Source organism: Janthinobacterium breve (assembly GCF_051380895.1).
Classification (GTDB): Bacteria; Pseudomonadota; Gammaproteobacteria; order Burkholderiales; family Burkholderiaceae_D; genus Janthinobacterium.
On record NZ_JBNYXY010000009.1, the window covers coordinates 80,780 to 104,148 of the forward strand.

The following is a 23,369-nucleotide window of genomic DNA, read 5'->3' on the forward strand; positions in this document are numbered from 1 at the left end:
CTTATTTTTGAACCAGGTATTCAGGCGAGGCCATGGACAGGAAAATGGCCAGGTGCACGCGGTAGGTTTTCGCCGTCGTCACTTGCGCGGCATTGCTGCCGCTGGCGGCGGGAATCGCGATGCTGGTGACGGCCGAGAGGATCTTGGTGCGCAGCCGGGACGACATATTGCCCGACATTAACAGCAAGTTGACCCGCTCCAGCAAGGCGGCCGGCTGGTCGGCCAGGGCCAGTTCGGCCGAGTAGTCGGCCCGCACGGCGAGGTTTTCCCCCACGCCGCCGCGGATGGCATCCTGCATGAAGTTCAGGTAACCGGTGACGGATGGTTCCGAGGTGATCTGCATTTCCGGCGCCACCAGGCCCGCCGCCGCCAGCGCGGAATTGGGCGGCACGTAGGAGGGGCGGAAGTAGTTGAAGACGGAAGGTGCGTTCATGGGATTCTGGCCCAGGCCGGCGAGTGGGTCGCTCAGGTAATAGATGCGGTACTGCAAGGCGGCATCCTTGGCGTTAAATGCGCGCATCCAGTTGCCTAAGCGCACAAGCGGTTCGCGCAGTTTGCCCGTGCGCAGGCTGCTGCCGGCTGGCGACAGCGCCTCGGGGTCCAGCAGTACGGCGCGGATCACGGCTTGCATGTCGCCGCGCACGCCCAAGCCATTGTTGGCAAAGGCGGCCGCGACCCGGCCCACATAGGCCGGACTGGGATTGCTCGTGACCAGGCGCTGGATCAGCTGGCGGCCAAAGAAGGGTCCCGCATTCGGATGGTTGAACAGGGTGTCGAGGGCCAGCGCCATGTCCGCTTCGCCGCCGCCGGCGCCTGCCGCGCTCACGCCGAGGAAGCGTTTTTCGCTGGTGGAGTGAAACGCCGCATAGTTCTGCATCGGTTTCCAGTCGCGGTCCGGATCGGCCACGCTGCCATAAAAGCGGTTCGCACCCTGGTCCGGCCCGGCCCAGCTCCAGCCCGTAAACACTTTCGCCAGGCCGCTCACATCGTCGCGCGTGTAGGTCTCGATGGGCTTGCCGCCGGATAATTTCAATGAGCCATCTGCGTTCAGCTGGTACAGGCCGATGGTAAATAACTGCATGACTTCGCGCGCGAAATTTTCGTCGGGCGTACGCGTGGCCGATTCCTTCTGGTTGCGCAGGTGCGACAGGTACAGGCCCATCATCGGATGCGTGGCCACGCCCTGCAGCAAGGTGCGGAAGTTGCCGAACGCCTGTTGCCCCAGCATATCGTAATAGCTGGCCAGGCCCCGCGTTTGCGGCCATACGGCCTCGTTTTGCGTGGAAATGACGAAGATTTCAGACAGGGCGAAGGCCACGCGCTGGCGCAACTGGTCGTCGCCGCGCACGGCCTGCTGCCAGAACGATTCATAAAAGTCGTTCGGCACGGCCTTGGTGGCCGCCGCGCCCGCAGCGGAATATTTGGCGTCGATATATTTGCGGTGCAAGGTCTGCGGTTTCGAAAACTGCGCGCGGAACCAGGCGTCGCTATCGCTGGCAGCCAGCGCATCGATGGCCGCCATGTCCGGTCCGAACGTGGCGCGACCCAGGAAGCGCGACGCTTCCGGGCGCGTAAAGGTGGCCGTCTGCTTGGCCGGCGGCGTGGTCAGGGGTGGCGGCGGAATGGTGTCGCCAGGCGTGGTGCCGGGGGCTGTCGGATCGCCGGGGGCGGTGGTCGCCGGCGGCACGACCGAAACGTCCGGGTTCTGGGTCGAGCCGGTCTTGCTGTCGCCGCCACCGCCGCAGGCGGTAAGCAGGCTGAGCAATGTTATGGCCAGGAAGCAGCGCAAAGTAGGGTGGGTCATTTAGTTTCTTTCAGGCAATCAAAATCTGGCCCGTTAATTGTAGGGCTTGCTTACCAGAATCCTGTTACCAATTAACTATTTACGTGTTGGCTACGTTTATTTTTTATGGACGTTGGCGTGTTATTGAGGATGTTTTTGATGATGTAGCGCGAAGTTTGTTTTTTGAAAATGGAAAATATTTTTTCCCGATAGCGGGCACTGTGGCGGATAGGCGACGTAATCATTCCTGCCAATTAAGCTTGTTTGAAAGCTCATCTTGACAACGAAACTCGCTATGCCGGAAACGATGGTTTTTACGCTATCGGCGAAACGCCGTTCGCCGTCCGCCCCGCTCTTCCCCGAGTCCTTTCCCCACATATGACTGACATGGCCCTTGCGTAAGGGACGCATGGGCCATTCGCCTGTCTTTCATCGGAGCCTGCCATGACCAGACGCCTGCTCGCCTATCGTCCCGAGATGGAATTGCCGGAAGCGCCAGCCATGCTGCCCTTGCAGCAGGAAGATGAACTGGCGCTGGCGGCACGCTTGCTGGAATTGCAGGTGCCGCTCCAGTTCGACGCTTTCCTGGCGCGCCAGCTGGGCGCCACCGCAGCGGGCCGGCAAGTGCGCGGCACGCCGCTGGAAGGGCCGCTGCGCCAGCTGCTGGGTAAAGTGGTGGCGCACGCGAGCCGAAATTGCGTGGGCTGCCAGGTATTGCCGCCCACGCGCTTGTATTTGCGCTCCTGGATGGCGCGCAGCAACTGCGCCTGCAGGGGCAGCGGCAGTTCGCCCACTTCATCGAGAAACAGCACGCCACCGTCGGCCAGGGCAAAAGCGCCATCGCGCGCACCAGACGCCCCCGTAAACGCGCCCCGTTCGTGGCCGAACAGTTCGCTGCCGCCCAGTTCCGGCGACAGGGTGGTGCAGTCGATGATGGTGAAGTCGCCGCGTTAGTTGCCGAGGCGGTGGACCAGTTGCGCCAATAAATCCTTGCCCGTGCCCGTGCCCGTTTCGCCCGTGATCAGCACCGAGGCCTGGCTGCAGCCGCTCTAGCACCTGGCCCGCGTCAATGGCGCCGTCCGGCCACAGCAGCACATCGAGCGCGCCTGCCGCCATCAGGGCGCGCTGTTGCGCACAGCTGGGGGCCGGCCGCAGGCGGCAATGGCCAGCACGGAAGCGTGCCGGCACAGGGCCGGCAGCGCTTGCAGCAGCACAGCATCGGCCTCGGCAAACAGCACGATGCCCGCGCTCGCTGCCTCGCCATCGTGCCGCCGGGCTACAGTTACCTGAGCCTGCTTCAAGGCCGTCATCAGCAAGGCGCCACTGCCAGCCGCCGCCTGCTGCACGATTTCCAGCCACACCTTGAGCGTCATATGCCAGCCATCACGAGGGCACGAGTCGCCCATCTTAGAAGCCCGATACCCCGGCCGTTTGATCTGGCGCAAGCGTGCGCGGCGGCCCAGAATGAAAAACGCCGCCTGATCTGCATCAGGCGGCGTTCATGACCGCAGTGTATGGTACGACGACGTTTTTAGACGTTATCGTCCAACTTCACGCAATCCACGAAATAGCCGCGTTTGCCATCGACTTCGCGTTTCACGAGACCATGCACATCCGTCTCGAAGCCGGGGAAGCGCTCGTTGAAGTCGCGCGCGAAGCGCAGGTAGTCGACGATGGTCTTGTTGAAGCGCTCGCCCGGGATCAGCAGCGGAATTCCCGGTGGATACGGCGTCAGCAGGATGGACGTGATGCGACCTTCCAGTTCGTCGATGGCCACGCGTTCGATTTCGCGGTGCGCCATCTTGGCGAACGCGTCCGACGGCTTCATGGCCGGGATCATGTCCGACAGATACATTTCCGTCGTCAGACGCGCCACGTCGTAAGCCTTGTAGAAATCGTGGATTTGCTGGCACAGGTCGCGCAAGCCCATTTTTTCATAGCGTGGGTTGGCCGCCGCAAATTCCGGCAGGATGCGCCACATCGGCTGGTTCTTGTCGTAGTCGTCCTTGAATTGCTGCAAGGCCGTCAGCAAGGTGTTCCAGCGGCCCTTGGTGATGCCGATGGTAAACATGATGAAGAACGAGTACAGGCCGCATTTTTCAATGATGACGCCGTGCTCGGCCAGGTATTTGGTGACGATGGATGCGGGAATGCCCGTTTCGCCGAACTGGCCGTCCAGCGACAGGCCCGGATTGACGATGGTCGCCTTGATCGGGTCGAGCATGTTGAAGCCGGGAGCCAGGTCGCCGAAGCCGTGCCAGTCATCCTCGGCGCGTATCATCCAGTCTTCCTGCTGGCCCATGCCTTCGTCGTTGAAGCTGTCCGGACCCCACACCTGGAACCACCAGTCCTGGCCCCATTCCTGGTCGATTTTCTTCATGGCGCGGCGGAAATCGAGCGCTTCCATGATCGATTCTTCCACCAGGGCGGTGCCGCCCGGCGCTTCCATCATGGCCGCAGCCACGTCGCACGAGGCGATGATCGAATATTGCGGCGAGGTCGAGGTGTGCATCAGGTAAGCCTCGTTGAAGGCGTCCTGGTCCAGCTTGACCGTATCCGATTCGCGCACGAGGATTTGCGACGCCTGCGACAGGCCGGCCAGCAATTTGTGCGTGGACTGGGTCGAGAAGATCATCGATTCCTTGGCGCGCGGACGGTCTTTGCCGATGGCGTGCATATTCTTGTAGAAATCGTGGAAGGTGGCGTGCGGCAGCCACGCTTCATCGAAGTGCAGGGTGTCGATCTTGCCGTCCAGCATTTCGCGCAGGGTTTCCACGTTGTAGATCACGCCATCGTAGGTCGATTGCGTGATGGTCAGAATGCGCGGCTTCTTGTTCTTCGCTTCGCGCGCGAACGGGTTTGCCTCGATCTTGCGGGCAATGCTTTCCGGCGTGAATTCATGCAGCGGGATAGGACCGATGATGCCCAGGTGATTGCGTGTCGGCATCAGGAACACGGGAATGGCGCCGCACATGATGATCGAGTGCAAGATCGACTTGTGGCAGTTGCGGTCGACGACGACGATGTCGCCGGGCGCCACGGTCGAGTGCCACACCATCTTGTTCGAGGTGGAGGTGCCATTGGTGACGAAATAGCAATGGTCGGCATTGAAGATGCGCGCCGCATTGCGTTCCGACGCGGCGACGGGACCCGTATGGTCGAGCAGCTGGCCCAGTTCCTCGACGGCGTTGCAGACGTCGGCGCGCAGCATGTTTTCACCGAAGAACTGGTGGAACATCTGGCCGATCGGGGATTTGAGGAAAGCCACGCCGCCCGAGTGGCCGGGGCAGTGCCACGAGTAGGAACCGTCGTTGGCGTAGTGCACCAGCGCGCGGAAAAACGGCGGCGACAGGCCGTCCAGGTAGGATTTCGCCTCGCGGATGATGTGGCGCGCGACGAACTCGGGCGTATCTTCGAACATGTGGATGAAACCATGCAGTTCGCGCAGGATATCGTTGGGGATATGGCGCGAGGTGCGCGTTTCACCGTACAGGTAAATCGGAATGTCGGCATTCTTGTAGCGGATTTCTTCGACAAACGCGCGCAGGGACTTCAACGCATGGTCGGTTTCCTCGACCGAACCGGCGCCGAATTCTTCATCGTCGATCGACAGCACGAAGGCCGACGCGCGCGATTGTTGTTGGGCAAATTGCGACAAATCGCCGTAACTGGTCACGCCCAGCACTTCCATGCCTTCTTTTTCCATTGCGGCGGCAAGGGCGCGAATGCCCAGGCCGGACGTATTTTCAGAACGGAAATCCTCGTCAATGATGACGATAGGGAAACGAAATTTCATGCATGTCTCCAAAAAAGCAAGCCGCCCCTGACGTAATGGAGGGGCGGACTAGGGCGCGACTTCAGGCGGTAGTACAAGCCGGCAGCCGCAGAAAAAAAATAAGAACGGGATTCTCGCAGAAATGTGGCGTCTGCGGGAAAAAAATATCGTAGTAAAACTTCACGAGCGTGCGCTAGCGTGACGCAACGGTGTGACAGGGGTATTACAGCAACATTCTGCTAATCAGATATAACCTTATCAGGCTTTGCGTTGCAGCGTGACAAAGGCGTAAGGTAGCCCGGATTGCTCCGAGACATGCGCCTCACGCGCGGTTTCTTGCCATACGGCATGATCCACGGCGGGGAAAAACGCGTCGCAGTCAAACGTCTGGCCGATTTCCGTGATGATCAAACGCTGCGTCAGGGGCAATGCCTGCTTGTAAATTTCGGCGCCGCCGATGACATAGCCTTGCGCGCCGTTCAGCAGCGCGATGGCCGCTTCCACCGACGACACCGCTTCCACGCAGTCATGGCGCCAGTCTGCATTGCGCGTGATGACGATGTTGCGGCGGTTCGGCAGCGGGCGGCCGATGGAATCGAAGGTCTTGCGGCCCATGAGGATGGGGTGGCCCGTCGTCAGTCGCTTGAAATGCGCGAGGTCTTCCGGCAATTTCCACGGCAGGGTGTTGTCGATGCCGATGCCGCCTTGCTGGTCGGTGGCGACGATGATGGTCAAATGGCTCATGGGTTCTGTGAAAAAGGTGGGGGCAGGGCCCGATGCCCGTCATTATCCTTGAAATTGCCTGCCGCCTCCAGATGCGCGCGCATGGCTTGCGCCAGCGCGCCTGGTGCTTCCAGCGGAATCATGTGGCCCGTGTTGTCTTTTAATAAGTGCAGGGTGGCTTGCGGCAGGCGTGCGGCCATGGCGCGCAAATCGTCGGGATCGACGAGCTTGTCGTCTTCGGCACCCACGATCAGCACGGGAAAATTGAGTTCCGGCAAGCGCGCCATCAGGTCGGGGCGGTTGATGGTGGTGATGAATTGGGCCAGCAGTACCTCCTTGCCCAGGTCCAGCCCCATCTGCTGGATCAGGCCCGTGATGGCGGCATCGTCCAGGTGCGACGGGTGCAGCAGTTCGCGCAAGCGCTGGCGCGTGATACCCGCATAGGCGTTGCGTTCGAGCATGGCGACGATGCGCTGGCGCGCGCTAATTTCAGCCGGCAGCAAACCTTGGGCCGAATTGGCGATCAAAGTCAAAGATTGCACGCGCTGCGGGTGCGCCAGCGCATGTTCAAGCGCCAGGTAGGCACCCAGCGAAAAGCCCACCAGATGAGCTCGCGGGCCACTGTGGCTGGCAATCATCGATTGCATTTGCGCGCGCGTGCGCGCCTCATGCAAGGGTACGTGCTGTACATGAAAAGCGTCGCCCAGGGCAGGCGCCAGGCGCGACCACAGGCGCGCATCGCACAAGGTGCCGGGAATGCAAACGAGTCGCGTGCTGCCTTCATGCAAGTTCAAACGGGGAGTCGTATCGCTCATGATGGTGAAAATTTTTGTCGAGCGGCATTATCCGTCATTTTGTGCATCCGGGCAGGGGCGCAGTCTCCTTGTATGGCATTATTTTCAATAGTGTGCGGCTGGCAAGCAAGGACTTTATGGTAGGCTCATGGCTCATCAAGCCGGGGTGCCGGCGACGTGACCTGAAACACCGAATGCAACCCCCACATTAATTAAAGAGGAATTACCATGGCGATCAGTTTGCAAAAAGGCGGCAATGTCAACCTGAGCAAGGAAGCTCCCGGCTTGAAGAAAATCGTGATTGGCCTGGGCTGGGACCCGCGCGCCACCGATGGCGCCGCTTTCGACCTGGACGGCAGCGCCTTCCTGCTGAAAACGGACGGCAAGGCCCGTTCCGACGCTGATTTCATTTTTTACAATAATCTGAAGTCGGTAGACGGCTCCATCGTCCACGCGGGCGACAACACCACGGGTGGCGGCGATGGCGACGACGAGAAAATCGCCGTCGACCTGGCCAACGTGCCGGCTGACATCGACAAGATCGCCGTGGCCGTCACGATTCACGACGCGGAAGCCCGCAAGCAGAACTTCGGCATGGTGGGCAAGGCCTACATCCGTTGCCTGAACGGCGACAACGGCGCGGAAATCGCCCGCTATGACCTGTCGGAAGACGGCTCGACGGAAGCTGCCATGATCTTCGGCGAAATCTACCGCGCTGGCAGCGAGTGGAAATTCAAGGCGATTGGTCAAGGCTTTAAAGGCGGCCTGGGTCCTCTGGCCCGTTCGTTTGGAATTAATGCGTAAAAAGCATGTTGACGCCTGAAAGGGCGTACTTTTGCCGGGCGGCCACGCTGCCTGGTTTTGCTTCTCCTTTGCATCTCCTTCTTATCTACCTGACTCCATGGAAAACCTGATCAAGGGGCAGCGCCTGGCGCTGTCCGGCCTCGTCACGGGCAACGTCGTGCAACTGGGTCTCGCCAGCGCCGGCGTGGCGCTCGATTTTGCCTGTTTCGGCCTCGATGCCGTGGGTAAATTGTCCGACGACCGCTACATGACCTTCTTTAACCAGCCGCGCACGCCGTGCGGCGGCGTGGAAGCCTCGGCGCCGCCTGGCGACCTTGCCGGTTTCAGTTGCCAGTTGGAGCGTTTGCCTGCCTCCATCGAACGCCTGGTCGTCACGGCCGCCATCGATGGCGCGGCTACCATAGCGCAGCTGGACAGCGGCTACCTGCGCCTGCTCGACGGCGGACGCGAACTGGCCCGCTATGCGTATGCGGGCGTTGATTTTGCGCAAGAAAAAGCCGTCATGCTGGGCGAGTTCTACCGCAAGGATGGCGGCTGGCGCTTCATGGCCGTGGGCCAGGGTTTCAATGGCGGCCTCGACGCGCTGGTCGCCCATTTCGGCGGCGAAGTGGCGCAGGCGGTAGCGGAACCGGCGCCGTCACCCAAGATTTCCCTGTCGAAAATCTCGCTGACCAAGGCGGGCCAGACGCACAAGGTGTCGCTGGAAAAGGGCGCGGGCGCGCCGAGCAAACTCACCGTCAAGGCCACCTGGGTCGATAACGGCGATGGCGACGACGATAACGACGATCTCGATTTGCGCGTCGGCATCCTCTTGCCGAATGGCCAGATGCGCTTCATCCAGGCGCCGGACACGGCCGGCAGCTTCGACGCCATGCCTTATGTGCGCCACCTGGGCGATGTGGCGGGCGCGTCAGGCAAGGAGCCGGCCACGGAAACGGTGGAAGTCAATCCTGCGCTGGCGCAACATTATGGCGGCACGGTGGGCCTGGTCTTCAGCGTGTATTCGGCGCTGGCCAACGGCGCCGTCCCGGTGGCGTCCATGCGCCCGAAAATGGTCATGCAATACGGCCAGCAGATCGTCGAATGCGCGTTCGACTTCCGCCTGTCCAAGGCGGCCGAGGACGATACGGTCTACACCTATGTGATCGGCATGGCGCGCATCACGCCCGACAGCATCATCCTGGAGCCGTCGGGCAAGACGTCGGAGCCGGGCAGCGAAGCGACGCCGTGGTTGAGCTGGCAGGGCGAGAACTTGCAGCTGGCCTTCAACGGTCCCGTCGTCTTCAAGGGCGAGGACAAGGAAGACGAAGATGATTTCAACGCGGACAATCCGCGCCGCTACATCGTTTAATTGATATCTGGAGGCACTGATGGAAACCTTGGCCAAGGGTCAGCGCTTGCCGCTGGCCAATCTCGTTCCCGATGGCGTGCTGGAAATCGGCGTCGCCGCGCAGGGACTGGCGCTCGACGTGGCGTGCTTCGGGCTCGACGCCAGCGGCAAACTGTCCGACGAGCGCTACATGACGTTTTTCAACCAGCCGCGCACGCCGTGCGGCGGCGTGGAAGCGCGCGCCGGCGGCGGTGGCGACATGGCCGCGTTTGCATTGCAACTGGCGCGCTTGCCGGCCGGCATCGACCGCCTCGTCGTGACGGGGTCCATCGACGGCGGTGGCGTGATGTCGCAGCTGCACTCCGGCCATGCGCGCCTGCAGGCGGGCGGGCGCGAACTGGCCCGCTTTCCCTTTGCCGGGTCTGATTTTGCGCAAGAAAAAGCCGTCATGCTGCTTGAACTCTACCGCAAGGATGGCGGCTGGCGCTGCATGGCCGTGGGCCAGGGTTTCAATGGCGGCCTCGATGCGCTGGTGCGCCATTTCGGCGGCGAAGTCGACCAGGCCGCGCCTGCCGCTCCTGCCGCGGCTTCGGCAATTCAGCAGGCGAAGATCAGCCTGGAAAAGCGTGTCGAACGGGAGGCGCCGCAACTGGTCAGCCTGGTCAAACAGGCTGGCGTGTCCCTGCAAAAAGTGGGCTTGTCGGATCATCGCGCCAAGGTCTGTTTATGCCTGGATATTTCCGGCTCCATGGGACGGCTGTACAAGGAAGGGCTGGTGCAGCGCTTTGCCGAGCGCATCCTGGCCCTGGGCTGCAAGTTCGACGACGATGGCGAGATCGATGTTTTCCTGTTCGGCAAGAATGTCCACCATCCGGCGCCCATGGCATTGAGTAACTGCAACACTTATGTGGGGCAGGCGATCCAGCGCCATCCGCTCGAGGGCGACACGCGTTATGGCGCCGCCATGCAGGCGATCCGTGCGTTTTACTTCCCCGACGCGGCTGGCGGCGAGCGCACGCGGCCCGTTGCCGCCGAGCTGCCCGTGTACGTGATGTTCGTCACCGATGGCGGCACCAGCGACCAGGCGACAACGGAGAAACAATTGCGCTGGGCCAGTAAGGAGCCCATCTTCTGGCAATTCATGGGCATCGGCAAGGGGCGCAAATCGAAAAGCAAGTTCCTCGCCGCCTTTGCCGATTCCGACTTTCCCTTCCTGGAAAAACTCGACGAATTGCAGGGCCGGCTGGTCGATAACGCCAATTACTTTTCCGTCAGCTCGCCCGACGAGCACAGCGATGCGGAACTGTATGATTTATTGATGACGGAATATCCGGGCTGGCTGAAATTGGCGCGTGGCAATGGCTTGCTGAAGTAGCGTAAAGTTCTTCGGATGAGGCTGTACGGCAACAAGTGGAAGAGATTTGTAAATTGAAGTAAATAACAATGGTTCGCATTTGCTTTGACCCCGGGACTCATGGCATGCTTTCACTGTGCCCACACATGTGCCCTCACGCTGCGGCGTAGCGCCTCATCCGTAGCGTCTCGATAATTCTTAGCCAAATGCATAAAATCCTTTTCCACTGTCTGGCGGGCGGTAGCCTGCTGGTCGCCGGCACCGCTGTCCAGGCGCAAACTGTCAGCGGCGACGCCGCCGTCAAGCCCGCACCAGCACCTGTATCGGCCAAGGCGCCGGCCGCCGATACCCCTTCCGTCAGCGTGACCGCCGAACGTCCCACGGGTCGTATCGACCGGCAAGTCTACGACGTCAAGTCCGACGTGGGCAGCAGCAATGGCACGGCGGCCGATGCCTTGAACAATGTGCCGTCGGTGGCCGTCGATCCCGAAGGTTCCGTATCCTTGCGCGGCAGCAGCAATGTGCAGATATTGATCGATGGCAAGCCGTCGGCCATGCTGCAGGGCGATTCGCGCGGCGCCACCCTGAACGCCATGGCGGCCGACGATATCGAATCGGTGGAAGTGATCAACAATCCCGGCGCTCAGTTCGGCAACGAGGCCGGTGGCGGCCCGATCCTGAACCTGGTGATGCGGCGCAACCGCAAGCCGGGCGGCTTTGCCACCGTGAATGCGAATGCGGGTATCGCCGGGCGCTACAACAGTTCCGTCTCCGGCAGCTACAACGAAGGGCCCTGGGGCTACCAGGGCGGCATCAATGTGCGTCATGACGGCCGCAATTCCGTCGGCGAGGTCAGCCGCGAGCGCCTGGAGCGGGGCACTGGCGCCTTCGCCCCCAGCAGCCAAAGCTCCACCAGCAATGGCTTGAATGACTCGCTGGGCTTGCACGGCACCGTGAATTACAACCTGAACACGAACGACACCCTGGCCGCCAGCGTGTCGTACAACGGGCGTAGCAACGACCAGCGCTCGCTCGACCGCTACATCAATGGCGACAGCACGGGCAGCACCATCGGCGACTATGTGCGCAGCACCGTGCGCAACGGCGACAGCCGCAATTACAGCTGGGGCGCGCGCTACGACCACAAGGGCGAGTTGCCGGGCGAAACCTTGAAGATCGACCTGCGCGTGTCATCCTCGACCAACGAGAGCGACAGCGATTACGCCAACAGCTACACGGTCGCGCCCGTGAATGCCTTTGACAGCCGAGCGCGCCAGCATAGCGAGACGGGCAACCGCATCATCGACTTCAGCGGCGACTACGAGCGTCCGCTGGCGGGCGGCACGGCCAAGCTCGGCTACAAGGTGGCCGACAACCAGAGCAGCTTCGACACCCTGTACACGGACATCAACCTGGCCAGCCTGGCGGAAACCGTCAACCCCATGCGCAGCAACCGTTTCGAGATGGATGAGCGCACCGTCGCGCTGTACGGCTCCTACCAGATGCGCCTGACCGAGCGCTGGGGCGCGCTGGCCGGCTTGCGCGCCGAATACACGGACTTGAACGTGCGCCAGATCACGGGCGGCGTCGAGGCCAGCAATATCTACATCAACTACATTCCCAGCCTGTTCGCCACCTATAAAGTCAGCGACGAGAGCAATCTGCGCTTCAGCTATGCGCACCGCCTGCGCCGCCCGAGCGCGGGCGACCTGAACCCGTACGTGGTGTATCGCGACGAATTCAATGTGTCGGCCGGCAATCCCAAGCTGAAACCCACGCAGACGGACTCGTTTGAGATCGGCTATGAAACGAAGATCGCGGGCCTGGAAAGCAGCTTGCGCGCCTACCACCGGCGCGATACGGACGCCATCGTCGATTACCGTTATTTCATCAGCGACAATGTGCTGCTGACGACGCGCGAAAACGGCGAAGGCAGCCATTCGAGCGGCCTGGAGTTCAGCGTCAGCGGCAAGCTGACGCCGTCCCTGACCCTGAACACGAGCGGCAACCTGGCGCGCAGCCAGCAAACGAGCTCGGACGACCTGGGCAACCGCAGCACGCGCACGGCCAACGCCTTGAGCGGCCGCGCGCGCCTCAATTACCAGATCAATCCCGCCAATCAGCTGCAGCTGGCCCTGCAAATGCAAGGCAAGATGCTGTCGGGACAGGGCTACCGCTCGCCGAACAATACTTTGAACCTCAGTCTGCGCCACACGGTGTCGCCGCAATTGAGCCTGGTCATGAACGTGACCGATGTGTTCAGCAGCAACAAGATGGAAACTGTCATCAACAGCGCTTCCCTGCGCGAGACGAGCACGCGGCGCTTCGATGGACGGATGATTTATGTGGGACTGTCATACCGCCTGGGCGGCGCCACCACGGCGGCGAAAGAGGGCGAACGCGAACCGCGTTTCGGTCCGCCAGGCGGACGCGGACCGGGCGGCCCCGGCCCCGGCGGACCGGGAGGCGAAGCAGGCTAGGCCGCGAGCGCGATTTCGTGCAGGAAGTCGATGAAATCGTCCGTATGGAGCTCGAAGCGCCATTCTCCCGTGCCATGTCTGGCACGGTACACGGGCAAGGCGCCGTCGATGCTTCTTTCTTCCAGGTGCACGCAGTACGGGTCACCGCCCGCATCGGCAATCACCACCAGCTTCGGCGGCCAGGCCGCGATTGTGTGATGGTGCACGGCATGGATGGCATAGCCGTGCTGGGCGTTCACCAGCCCGGCCGCGCCGTACAGGTGCAGGCCCTGCGGGAAGCGCTTGCCGTCGACATGCACGCGCAGCGGCGAATACCATTCCAGGAAGCGGCGGTATATCTCCGGCAATACCCAGTGCGCGTCGATCTCGGCCATGTCTTCGGCGCTGGCGATCGTCAGCCAGTTCGACGGTTGTGCCAGGTCCTGTGCGCGCTGGCGCCGCAGCGCCAGTTTTCGCTCCAGGAAGGTGGCTGCCATTTCCAGGCGCGAAAGCGGCTGGGTCAGCGTCTCATGCGTGGCGGGCGCCTTGTAGCCGGCACCGTCAGGGTAGCCGTCTTCTTGCCAGGCCAGCACGGCGTCCAGCGGCAGCTGCTCGGTCTTCCAGTGGCCGGGATCGGGCGGCAAGCCCTGGTCAAACGGCTGGTGGCTGAACACGGCCAGGCCCTTGATCGCCTTGGCGCGCACTTCCGGGCTGGCGGCGCCGGACGTCGCAAGCGCCACCAGTGGCGCATACGCATCCACGCCTGTACTTTTCAGCAAGCCATCCACGCCCCAGTACGCCAGTGTGGGCTGCTCCAGTGCCCAGGCGAAAAAGGCTGCGTGTTCATTGCCTTCCACCAGGTGCACGATATCGCTCATCAAAAAAGTGCGCCAGTGCAGCAGTTGCCCATCGCGTGCATACGCCATCAGAATGGCCAGCACGGCCAGCCTGTCGTCGGGCGCATGCTTTTTCAGCAACCGCTGCTTCAGCCGGGCGAACTTGCTGCCGTCCGTTTCGTCAAACAGCTTGCGGTGCAGGGCGGCCAGCGGTGCGACCGCCATCAGACGGCCATTGCCGCCTTGATGGGCGCGTGATGTTCATAGCCTTCCAGCGAGAAATCCGACGGTTCGATCTTTTCCAGCCATTCCGGCTCGTACTTGCCCGTTTTCGCGTAGTCGGGCACGCGCTCGGAAATGACGAAACGCGGCGCGGGGAACGGCGTGCGCTTCAGTTGCTCTTCCACCATCTCGAGGTGGTTCTCATAGATGTGCGCGTCGCCGATGAAGTAGGTGAACCAACGCGGCGTGTAGCCCGTCAGGCGCGCCACCAGGTGCAGCAGGGCCGCGCCTTCGGCGATGTTGAAGGGCGTGCCCAGGCCGATATCGTTGCTGCGCACATATAAACATAGCGAAATTTCGCGCGTGCTGGCGTTCGGGATGAACTGGTACAGCAAATGGCAGGCGGGCAGGGCGACGGCGTCCAGCACGGCCGGGTTCCAGCCGTGGAACAAGATGCGCCGGCTGCCCGGGTTCATCATGATGGTATCGAGGCATTCGCGCAACTGGTCGACGGCCTTGTACAGCAGCACTTTTTGCACGCCGTCTTCGACGATGGGGGCAACCAGCGCAAAACCGTTCGCTTGCGCGTCGGCAATCTGCGCCGGCTGGTCGGCGGCTAGCAGTTTGTACGCGGGCCATTGTCGCCACTGCACGCCATACACGGGGCCCAGGTCATCCTCGCCTTCGCGGTAGGGATTGGCCAGCCATTGCGCATTTTCGTTGGCGTTCTGGTCCCACACCTTGCAGCCCAGCGCGCGGAACTCGGCTGCGTTGCGCGAGGCGCGCAGGAACGCGCACAATTCGCCGATCACGGATTTGAAAGCCAGTTTCTTGGTTGTCACGGCAGGGAAGTTGCCGTTGGCCAAGTCGAAACGCATCATGGCACCCGGCACGCTCAGGGTGCGGATGCCCGTGCGGTTGTCTTGCCAGCTGCCCGTTTCGAGCACGGTCTTGATCAAATCTTGATATTGCTGCATGTATTTCTCCAACGGTAAGGATGGTGATTGTAACGCAGGCGCGACAGGCGGGCTGCCGTCCGCACACATAAATGCGCTGCTGTTTCACCTGCAAACATGACTCTGTGGTAATTTGTGTGTCCCTAAAGAAATACACAGAAACGGCAGATGCTGCACCATGTTCTTGCGACAATTTGTAAATAATAGTAACGCCGCCGTGGTGGAGATGAGCAGGGCCGATTTTCTCAAGGCCAACCTGCGCCTGATCCTGGCCTGGCCCTTGCTGGGGCTGCTCCTGTGCGCGGTGCTGTGGACGGCCACCTTGCTGCAACTGGAGGCGGAAAAGAAGGTGGTGCAGCAGCAGGCGCTCGACAGCGTGTCTTCGCTGTCGAAAGCGTATGGCCAGTACCTGCTGCGCACCCTGGAGCAGATGGACCAGCTGACCTTGCAGCTCAAGTATGAGTGGGAAAATTCGCGCGGCCAGCTGCGCCTCGATCAATTGAAGACGCAGGGCATGTATGCCTTGCCGCAATTTGCCATCGTCGCCATACTCGACCGCAAGGGCCACCCCGTGACGGCCACGGCGCCGCTGCAGCGCCTGCGGGTCAACGAGCGCAGCGATTTCCTGCTGCGCCACTGGCGCAGCAATTCCAGCGCGCTGCGCATCGCGCTGGGGAAGGCCAATGCAGCCAGCGAGGCCACAGTGCCCGGCGCGGACGAGAGCCTCGTGCATTTCACGCGCCGGCTGGAAGACGAGGATGGCAATTTTGACGGCGTGCTGCTCATTTCCCTTCATTCCAGCTATTTTTCCGAATTCTATAACAGCGTCAATTTCGGCAAGTTCGGCATGTCCGCCATGGTGGGCGAAGAGGGAGAGCTGTTCAGCACGCGCCTCGGTTCGCGCGTCCTGCCCATGCAGAGTGGCCAGGGCACGCCGTTTCTCGACACCAGCTTCCTGGAAACGGAGAGCGGCGCCATGCATTCGGGCGGCAAGATCGCTTTTTCCGACAAGCAAAGCCGCTATGTGGGCTGGCAGGCGCTGAAAGCCTATCCGTTTACGGCCGTGGTCGGACTGTCGGACGGCGAAATGCTGCACCCCTACGAGGAAACGCGCACCATTTATATCGGCATCGCCCTGGCCGTCACCGTGTTGCTGCTGGCCTTTGCCGCCGTCGCCACCGTGCTGTCGCTGCGCCTGGCGTGGCGCCACCACCAGTCCGAAGGGGTGCGCAACGCCTACCGCATGGCGACCGAAGGCACCAGCGACGGCTTTTACATCATTGCCGCCCTGCGCGGCGAAGATGGCAGCATCCTCGACTTCGAGATCGTCGACTGCAACGAGCCGGGCGCCGGTTACTTCGGCGTGCGCCGCGAGCAGCTGCTGGGCATGCGCTTGCAGTCGCGTGCCCACGAGCCGTATTTCCGCGACCTGATCCATAATTACCGGGCCGCCATGCAGTCCGGCTTTTCCGAGGAAGAGATCGAGTTGCCAGAAGGCAATCCGTTCAAGCTGCGCTGGATACGCAGGCGCCTGGTGCGCAGCGGCGACCGCCTGGCCGTGACCTTGCAAGACATCAGCACGGCCAAGGAACACGAGCGCGACTTGCGCCGCCTGGCCAATGAAGATGGATTGACGGGCTTGCCCAACCGCTACTGGCTGCAGCAATTCCTGCCCGGCGCCCTGGGGCGCGCCGCCATTGCGGGGCAGATGCTGGCGCTGCTGTTCATCGACCTCGACGGTTTCAAGGATATCAACGACACGCAGGGCCACGCCGAGGGCGACAAGGTGCTGCGCGCCGCGTCCCTGCGCCTGAAGGCCGTGCTGCGGCCGGGCGATCATGTGGTGCGCCTGGGTGGCGACGAATTCGTCGTCGTGCTTGACCCGGTGGAAGACGACAGCCGCGCCGAGCAGGTGGCGCAGCGCATCGCCATTGCCTTCGACGAACCGTTTTACCTGGGCAGCGAACGCCACAAGATGGGCGCCTCGATCGGCATCAGCCTGTATCCGCGCGATGGCGCCGAGACGGAAGTGCTGCTGAAGAACGCCGACATCGCCATGTATGCCGTGAAAGTGGCAGGCAAGGGCCATCACCGCTTCTTCCAGCCTGAATTGTTCGAAACCATCCGCAACCGCCGCGAACTGGAGCAAAGCCTGGTGGCGGCGCTGGAGCAGGACCAGTTTCTCGTCGTCTATCAGCCCCGCGTCGACGCCATGAGCGGGCAGCTGTGCAGCATGGAGGCGCTGGTGCGCTGGCAGCACCCGCAGCATGGCATGGTGCCGCCGCTGGAATTCATCCCCGTGGCCGAGAGCAGCGGCCTGATTTCGCAGCTGGGCGAAGTCGTCATCGAGAAGGTGTGCCTGCAAATGGCGCGCTGGCAGGCCAGCGGGCTGGAACTGGTGCCCGTGTCCATCAACGTCTCGGCGCGCCAGTTCGGCCGTGGCGACGTGCACCAGGTGCTGGCGTCCGCGCTGGCGCGCCACCGCATCGATGCGCGGCTGATCGAGGTGGAAATCACGGAATCGGCCATGATGGATGAACAGAACCGCGCCGTGGAGCAGCTGTCGGCCATCCGCGCGCTGGGCGTGCGCCTGCTGGTCGACGATTTCGGCACCGGCTATTCTTCGCTGTCGCAGCTGCAGAAATTCGCCATGGATGGCTTGAAGATCGACCGCGCCTTCACCATGGAACTGGGCCGGTCGGAGCAGGGCGAGGTCTTCGTGCGCGCCATCCTGTCGATGGCGCATGCGCTGGGCATGAGCGTGGTGGCCGAAGGGGTGGAGACGCGCGAGCAGCTCGACATCCTGCGCGCGCTGCAATGCAACGAGGTGCAAGGCTACTTCATTTCGCGCCCCGTGCCGGCCGAACAGATGCTGGCGCTGATGCACCAGCGCTTTCTGATACCGCTTCCAGCCCCGGTGCTGCCCCCCTACAGCCCAGTGATTGACGAGAAAAACAACGCTGTTTCATAAAAAGAGCGAACGTTCGCTTTTTTCTAAAAAATATTATATGCTTCGCTCATGCCGTCAGTGAATTGGAGTTCACGGCGGCAAGAACAGTGCAGGACGGGTGAGGTTGAGCTACCCGAGACAATGTGACGAAGACACTTCATATAATAAAGAGAGACTAACTTGAAACATAAATATCTGCCCCTTCTGATCGCCGTCGCATGCGCCGGCTTCGCTTCCACCGCCCAGGCTTCCGGCTACCGTTTTGGTTCGCAAAGCGTTTCCGCCCAGGGCACGGCCGATGCCAGCGGCGCCGAAGCGGCCGACGCGTCGACCATTTTCTACAACCCGGCCGGCTTGTCGCGCCTGGAAGGCACGCAGTTCGTCGGCGGCGGCACTATCGTCGTACCGCATTCGACCTACACGGATGCGGGCTCGAAGCCTTTCTTCGCAGGCAATCGCACGCCTTACGCGGCGACCAAGGACTACGCGCCGGACGCCGTGGTCGCGCCTGCGTTGTACGCCAGCAAGAAAATCAATGATCAGTGGACCGTCGGTGCGGGCCTGTTCGTGCCGTATGGCGCCAAGCTGGACTATGGTAATGACTGGTATGGCCGCTATGCGATCACCAATATCAAGCTCGAAGCCATCGCCCTGAATCCTTCCGTATCGTTCAAGCTGGACCAGCACCACTCGTTCGGTTTCGGCGTGACGGCCGAATACATGAAGGCGGAACTGGGCCAGGGCGTGGATGTGCCGGGTTCGGTTGCTTTCCTGGGCAAATTTGCGCCAACCGCATCGCAGGCATTCCTGGCCAATATCGCCAAGACGCAAGGCCTGGCTGCGGCGCAAGCTGCCGGCGCCGCGCTGCAGGGCCCGATCAAGGATGGCCATGCTTCGATGGACGGCCATGATTGGGGCTTTGGCTTCAACCTGGGTTATTTGTACCAGTTGAACGAAGGCACGCGTTTCGGTATCGCTTACCGCTCGTCGATTTCGCACAAGCTCAAGGGCAGCACCATCTGGGACTTCTCGCAGGTGACGAGCAATCCTGCCGTGAACGCCTTCATTGCCAAGGCATCGAACAAGGTCAATTCGGAAGCGCTGGTGGAATTGCGCACGCCGGAAACCCTGTCGGTCAACGCCTTCCATCAGATGGATGATAAATGGGCCTTGATGGGCGACGTCACCTGGACCCGCACTTCGCGTCTGGAAAACCTGGATATCCAGTTCCCGCCGACGGCCGAAGGCGCCGAGCGCATTCGCCAGAACTGGAAAGACACTTACCGCGTCTCGCTGGGCACCAACTACAAGTACAGCGAGAGCCTGATGCTGCGCGCCGGTATCGCCCATGACCAGGCACCGGTACGCAGCGCCGAGCTGCGCCACCCAGCCCTGCCGGACAGCGACCGCATGCAGTACTCGATCGGCGCGAACTGGAAGCTGAACGCCAATTCCTCGATCGACCTGGCCTACAGCTATATCGACTTCAAGGATGCTGACGTCAACTACACAAACGACTGCTCGCCGGTCAAGACTGGCTGCACCGGCAACGGTGAAACCACCAAGGGCCTGTTCAAGACCCGCATGCAGTTGATCGGTCTCGCTTATAACTACAAGTTCTAAGCAGGTAGTGGCGGCCAACCCTGCCGCCATGAAATGAAAAAAGCGCCTTCGGGCGCTTTTTTTTCGGGGGCATGACAGTGGTGGTGTTGGCCTGCGCCGATCATGCCTAGTCGCGCATGGCCTCGTCCAGCAGGGTCAAGGCCAGCCGCACGGTGTCGTCCGGCAGTTCCAGCAACTGATCCCCCACATACCATTCGACCACGCTGTGTCCGGGCAGGGCTGCGTGGCTGGCGCGGCTGTACAGCCAGATGCCGTGGTCGTCGGCCACCTGGTTGCGGATGGCGATGGCCCGTTCGCGCGAGACGGGCAAGTGCAGATGCAGCATGTTCGCTTGCGGCTGGGAGGGATTGACGGCGATGGCCGGGAAGTCGCGCAGCAGCGTGTACAGCCACTGCGTGCGTGCAAAATACTGCGGCATGGCGGCGATGCGCGCGTCGAATTGCATGGCGGCGGCTACCACATAGGGCGTGCGGTGCACGATATTGCCGCCCTGGCGGCGGAACCACTCGCGCGCCCGTTCAACAAACGGGCGGCTGCCGGCCAGCATGGCGCCACCGAGGCCGCCGATGCCCTTGTACAGCGAGACATACACGGAATCAAAGCCATCGCAGATGGCGGGCAGGGGCTGGCCAAAACCCGCTTGCGCTTCCCACAGGCGCGCACCATCCATGTGCAGGTGGATGTTGTGCTCGCGGCAGTGCCGCTTGATGTCGTTCAATTCGTCCCACGACGGGCACTGGCCGCCGATTTCGCGCATCGGCAATTCGACCTGCGCCGCACCCAGCGCATCGGGCACGGCGCGCAAATAGTCGACCGTCCACGGACGGTGCGGGTCGCCAATCATCAAGCCCTTGAAGTGCTCCAGCAATTCATGGTTGCCCCGCTCGTGGCGCAGGATGTGTGACGTCGGATGCAGCGCCACCAGCGAGGAACCCCGGTCCTGGCAGGCCAGGCGCAGGGCTGTCACTTGCGTCATGGTGCCCGTGATGCAGAACACGGCAGCCTCGAAGCCGAGCAGGCTGGCGACCTTGTTTTCGAATTGTTCGATCAGCGCGCCTTCGCCATAGGTATCGTGCGCAATGTCGTTGGCATCGCACCAGGCGGCCATGGCGGCAAAAGTGGCCGCTGGCGTGGGCTGGCGGTGGCCAGGCAGGACGGTATGGCAGCGCTGGCGCAGTTCAAGCTCGCTCACGGTAGTTCCTTACAGTGTGGCCGTGGCGAGCTTCGCGCCGAAGCCGATGAACATGGCGCCCACGCCGCCGCCCATGCCGGCAGACAGGCGACGGCGGCGGCGGAAAGTCTCGGCCAGGCGCGCGCCGACAAAGATGATGGCCGTCAGGTAGGTAAAGCTGATCACCTGGCAGATCAGGCCCAGGCCGACGAAGGACAGCACGGGATTCTGGAAGGCCGGGTCGACGAACTGGATGAAGAAGGAAATGAAGAACAAAATGGCCTTCGGGTTCATCAGGCTGATGATCAGGGCCTTGCGGAATGGATCGCTTTCCTTGACGGGCGCCGGCGCCGCTGCCGCTTCGCCTTCAGCCGGCGCGGGCGCGCGCAACTTGCGCCAGCAGCCGATCAACATTTGCAGGCCGATCCAGCCCAGGTAGGCCGCGCCGATGTATTTCACGACATAAAACAGGGCCGGGCTGGCTTTCAGCAGCGAGGCCACGCCGCAGGCCGACAGCACCATCAGTATCAGGTCGCCCGCGAAGATGCCGAAGGCGCCCTGGTAAGCGGGCCGCACGCCGCGCTGCGCGGCGACCGACAGCACATACATGGAATTGGGGCCGGGCAGGATGACGATGAAGATGGTCCCCAGTAAAAAGGTCCAGAAATCGGTGATGCCCAGGTTGGCGTGGAATAAGGCGTTCATGGCGAGTCGTGTTTAATTCAGTTGTACGTGATGAAATTGCAGGGCGGCCAGGTTGGCATAGATGCCGCCCAGGGCGACGAGCGAGGCGTGCGTGCCCGTTTCGACGATCTTGCCGTCTTCCATGACGATGATGCGGTCGGCCCGCTGCACGGTGGCAAGGCGGTGCGCGATGATGACCGTGGTGCGGCCCACCATGGCCGCTTCCAGGGCCTTTTGCACCAGGCGTTCCGATTCCGCGTCCAGCGCGCTGGTCGCTTCGTCGAGCAGCAGCAGGGGCGGGTTTTTCAGCAGGGCGCGGGCGATGGCGATGCGCTGGCGCTGGCCGCCGGACAGGCGCACGCCCCGTTCGCCGAGGAAGGATTTATAGCCATTCGGCAGGCGCTCGATGAATTCGTGGGCGGCCGCCATTTTCGCGGCCGCGATGACTTCCTCGTCGCTGGCGCCGGCGCGGCCGTAGCGGATGTTTTCCATGGCGTCGGCCGAGAAGATCACGGTATCTTGCGGCACGATGCCGATGGCGTCGCGCAGGGTATGCAGGTCCAGCTGCTTGATGTCCACGCCATCGAGGCGGATGCTGCCGCTTTGCGGGTCGTAGAAACGCAGGAACAGTTGGAACAGGGTGGTCTTGCCGGCGCCGGACGGCCCCACGACGGCCACCGTTTCGCCGGCGCGGATGTCGAGGCTGACGTGATCCAGCGCGTGGGTGTCCGGGCGTGACGGGTACGAGAACATGACATCATCGAGCGACAGCGAGGCGCCGTTCGCGGCGCGCGCCGGCAGCGGCAGGGGCTTGATTGGCGACTCGATTTCCGATTTGACGGCCATCAATTCCAGCAGGCGCTCGGTGGCGCCGGCGGCGCGCTGCGCTTCGCCCATGACTTCGGACAAGGCGCCGATGGCGCCGGCCACGATGGAGGCGTACAGGATGAACTGGCCCAGGTCGCCGCCCGTCATCGTGCCTTCCAGCACGGCACGCGCGCCCAGCCACAGCACGAAGACGATGGTGCCGAAGACCAGCAGGATGGCGATCATGGTCAGCAGCGCCCGGGCGCGGATGCGGCGCATGGCTGTCATGAAAGCGCCTTCGACGGAGTCGCCGAAGCGTTTCGATTCGATTTTCTCGTGCGTGAACGCTTGCACGGTGGGCATGGCGTTGAGGATTTCACCGGCCATGGCCGACGCGTCGGCGATCCGGTCCTGCGAATCGCGCGACAACTTGCGTACACGACGGCCAAACACGATGATGGGCACGACGACGAGGATCAGCAAGCCGATGATGATGCCGGCCAGCTTGGCGCTGGTGACGAACAGCATCACCAGGCCACCCAGGAACAGCAGCACATTGCGCAGCGCCATGGAGATGCTGGTGCCGACCACGGCCTGTATCAGTGTCGTGTCGGTGGTGATGCGCGACAGGACTTCGCCCGTCTGCGTGGTTTCAAAGAATGCGGGGCTTTGCGTGACGACGTGGCGGTACACGGCGCTGCGGATGTCGGCCGTGACGCGCTCGCCCAGCCACGACACCGTGTAAAAGCGCGCCGCCGTGGCCAGCGCCAGGATGGACGCCACGCCGAACAGGGCCAGGAAGACCAGGTCGACATGCTGGATGCTTTTCGAGCCGGCCGCGCCGCCGAAACCCAGGTCGATCATCTGCTTGAATGCGGCGGGGATGGCCAGGGTGGAGGCGGCGGCCACCACCAGCGCGATACCGGCCAGGAAGAACTGCTTGCGGTACGGCGTCAAAAAGGGCATCAAGCCCTTGAAGGCGGCCAGGCTGCCTTTTTTCAGTTCGCGGCTGGTGCCGGTATCAAGGGACGGTTTGGTTGCGGTGGTACTCGTGCTGCCTGTTTCTGTGCTGGTTGTCATTGTTTTTCGCTTTGATTT

17 protein-coding genes and 1 pseudogene are annotated in these 23,369 nt (G+C 62.2%); 6 read left to right on the forward strand and 12 right to left on the reverse strand.

Annotated elements, in window-relative coordinates; all coding sequences use genetic code 11:
* Window position 1: 1 nt before the first annotated feature.
* The 7 genes and pseudogenes from ACQ4W0_RS18730 to ACQ4W0_RS18760 all read right to left on the reverse strand — a co-directional run bounded on the left by ACQ4W0_RS18730 (window position 2) and on the right by ACQ4W0_RS18760 (window position 7,096).
* A complete protein-coding gene (locus ACQ4W0_RS18730; RefSeq protein WP_436578111.1) occupies window positions 2-1,804 on the reverse strand; it encodes a DUF1800 domain-containing protein in 1,803 nt (600 codons plus the stop codon).
* A 120-nt stretch (window positions 1,805-1,924) separates the two neighbouring features.
* Window positions 1,925-2,194, reverse strand: coding sequence for a hypothetical protein (locus tag ACQ4W0_RS18735; RefSeq protein ID WP_436578112.1), 270 nt, complete (start codon window positions 2,192-2,194; stop codon window positions 1,925-1,927).
* 53 nt (window positions 2,195-2,247) lie between these two features.
* A pseudogene (locus ACQ4W0_RS18740) lies at window positions 2,248-2,811 on the reverse strand (sigma 54-interacting transcriptional regulator).
* A gap of 87 nt (window positions 2,812-2,898) precedes the next feature.
* Window positions 2,899-3,156 carry a hypothetical protein gene (locus ACQ4W0_RS18745; protein ID WP_436578113.1) on the reverse strand — a complete coding sequence of 86 codons (258 nt, stop codon included), beginning with the start codon at window positions 3,154-3,156 and terminating at the stop codon, window positions 2,899-2,901.
* Between the two features lie 158 nt (window positions 3,157-3,314).
* On the reverse strand, window positions 3,315-5,579 hold the full coding sequence (locus tag ACQ4W0_RS18750) for an Orn/Lys/Arg family decarboxylase (protein ID WP_436578114.1): 2,265 nt from the start codon (window positions 5,577-5,579) through the stop codon (window positions 3,315-3,317).
* A gap of 237 nt (window positions 5,580-5,816) precedes the next feature.
* Window positions 5,817-6,302: a dihydrofolate reductase gene (locus ACQ4W0_RS18755; protein WP_436578115.1), complete on the reverse strand. Its 486-nt coding sequence runs from the start codon at window positions 6,300-6,302 to the stop codon at window positions 5,817-5,819.
* On the reverse strand, window positions 6,299-7,096 hold the full coding sequence (locus tag ACQ4W0_RS18760) for an alpha/beta fold hydrolase (protein ID WP_436578116.1): 798 nt from the start codon (window positions 7,094-7,096) through the stop codon (window positions 6,299-6,301). Before ACQ4W0_RS18760 ends, ACQ4W0_RS18755 begins: the two co-directional genes overlap by 4 nt.
* A 207-nt stretch (window positions 7,097-7,303) precedes the next feature.
* Between ACQ4W0_RS18760 and ACQ4W0_RS18765 the strand changes: the two genes are divergently transcribed.
* The 4 genes from ACQ4W0_RS18765 (at window position 7,304) to ACQ4W0_RS18780 (ending at window position 13,043) form a co-directional block, all read left to right on the forward strand.
* Window positions 7,304-7,879, forward strand: coding sequence for a TerD family protein (locus ACQ4W0_RS18765; protein WP_289947659.1), 576 nt, complete (start codon window positions 7,304-7,306; stop codon window positions 7,877-7,879).
* Between the two features lie 97 nt (window positions 7,880-7,976).
* Window positions 7,977-9,230 (forward strand): TerD family protein, encoded by a 1,254-nt coding sequence (locus tag ACQ4W0_RS18770; RefSeq protein WP_436578117.1) that lies wholly within the window; start codon window positions 7,977-7,979, stop codon window positions 9,228-9,230.
* A 19-nt stretch (window positions 9,231-9,249) separates the two neighbouring features.
* Window positions 9,250-10,584, forward strand: a complete 1,335-nt coding sequence (locus tag ACQ4W0_RS18775; protein WP_436578118.1) for a VWA domain-containing protein — start codon at window positions 9,250-9,252, stop codon at window positions 10,582-10,584.
* A 185-nt stretch (window positions 10,585-10,769) separates the two neighbouring features.
* Window positions 10,770-13,043, forward strand: coding sequence for a TonB-dependent receptor domain-containing protein (locus tag ACQ4W0_RS18780; protein WP_436578119.1), 2,274 nt, complete (start codon window positions 10,770-10,772; stop codon window positions 13,041-13,043).
* Here the strand turns inward: ACQ4W0_RS18780 and ACQ4W0_RS18785 are convergent.
* Complete coding sequence (locus ACQ4W0_RS18785) at window positions 13,040-14,083, reverse strand: SMI1/KNR4 family protein (RefSeq protein WP_436578120.1); 1,044 nt, start codon at window positions 14,081-14,083, stop codon at window positions 13,040-13,042. The genes ACQ4W0_RS18780 and ACQ4W0_RS18785 overlap by 4 nt on opposite strands.
* Window positions 14,083-15,057, reverse strand: coding sequence for a thymidylate synthase (locus ACQ4W0_RS18790; protein ID WP_436578121.1), 975 nt, complete (start codon window positions 15,055-15,057; stop codon window positions 14,083-14,085). The genes ACQ4W0_RS18785 and ACQ4W0_RS18790 overlap by 1 nt, the downstream gene beginning before the upstream one ends.
* Window positions 15,058-15,262: 205 nt before the next feature.
* On the opposite strand from ACQ4W0_RS18790, the gene ACQ4W0_RS18795 reads away from it, so the two are divergent.
* Both ACQ4W0_RS18795 and ACQ4W0_RS18800 read left to right on the forward strand, forming a co-directional pair.
* Window positions 15,263-18,007, forward strand: coding sequence for a bifunctional diguanylate cyclase/phosphodiesterase (locus ACQ4W0_RS18795; protein ID WP_436578122.1), 2,745 nt, complete (start codon window positions 15,263-15,265; stop codon window positions 18,005-18,007).
* A 159-nt stretch (window positions 18,008-18,166) separates the two neighbouring features.
* The gene (locus tag ACQ4W0_RS18800; RefSeq protein WP_436578123.1) at window positions 18,167-19,609 is read left to right on the forward strand and encodes an OmpP1/FadL family transporter; all 1,443 of its coding nucleotides are present in this window, start codon (window positions 18,167-18,169) and stop codon (window positions 19,607-19,609) included.
* A gap of 106 nt (window positions 19,610-19,715) precedes the next feature.
* Here the strand turns inward: ACQ4W0_RS18800 and ACQ4W0_RS18805 are convergent, their stop codons facing one another.
* Genes ACQ4W0_RS18805 through ACQ4W0_RS18815 form a run of 3 tightly spaced genes read right to left on the reverse strand, consistent with a single transcriptional unit; the run spans window position 19,716 to window position 23,351 of the window.
* Window positions 19,716-20,801 carry a threonine aldolase family protein gene (locus ACQ4W0_RS18805; RefSeq protein ID WP_436578124.1) on the reverse strand — a complete coding sequence of 362 codons (1,086 nt, stop codon included), beginning with the start codon at window positions 20,799-20,801 and terminating at the stop codon, window positions 19,716-19,718.
* A gap of 9 nt (window positions 20,802-20,810) precedes the next feature.
* Window positions 20,811-21,485, reverse strand: a complete 675-nt coding sequence (leuE, locus tag ACQ4W0_RS18810) for a leucine efflux protein LeuE (protein ID WP_436578125.1) — start codon at window positions 21,483-21,485, stop codon at window positions 20,811-20,813.
* Between the two features lie 12 nt (window positions 21,486-21,497).
* A complete protein-coding gene (locus tag ACQ4W0_RS18815; RefSeq protein WP_436578126.1) occupies window positions 21,498-23,351 on the reverse strand; it encodes an ABC transporter transmembrane domain-containing protein in 1,854 nt (617 codons plus the stop codon).
* Window positions 23,352-23,369 lie beyond the last annotated feature (18 nt).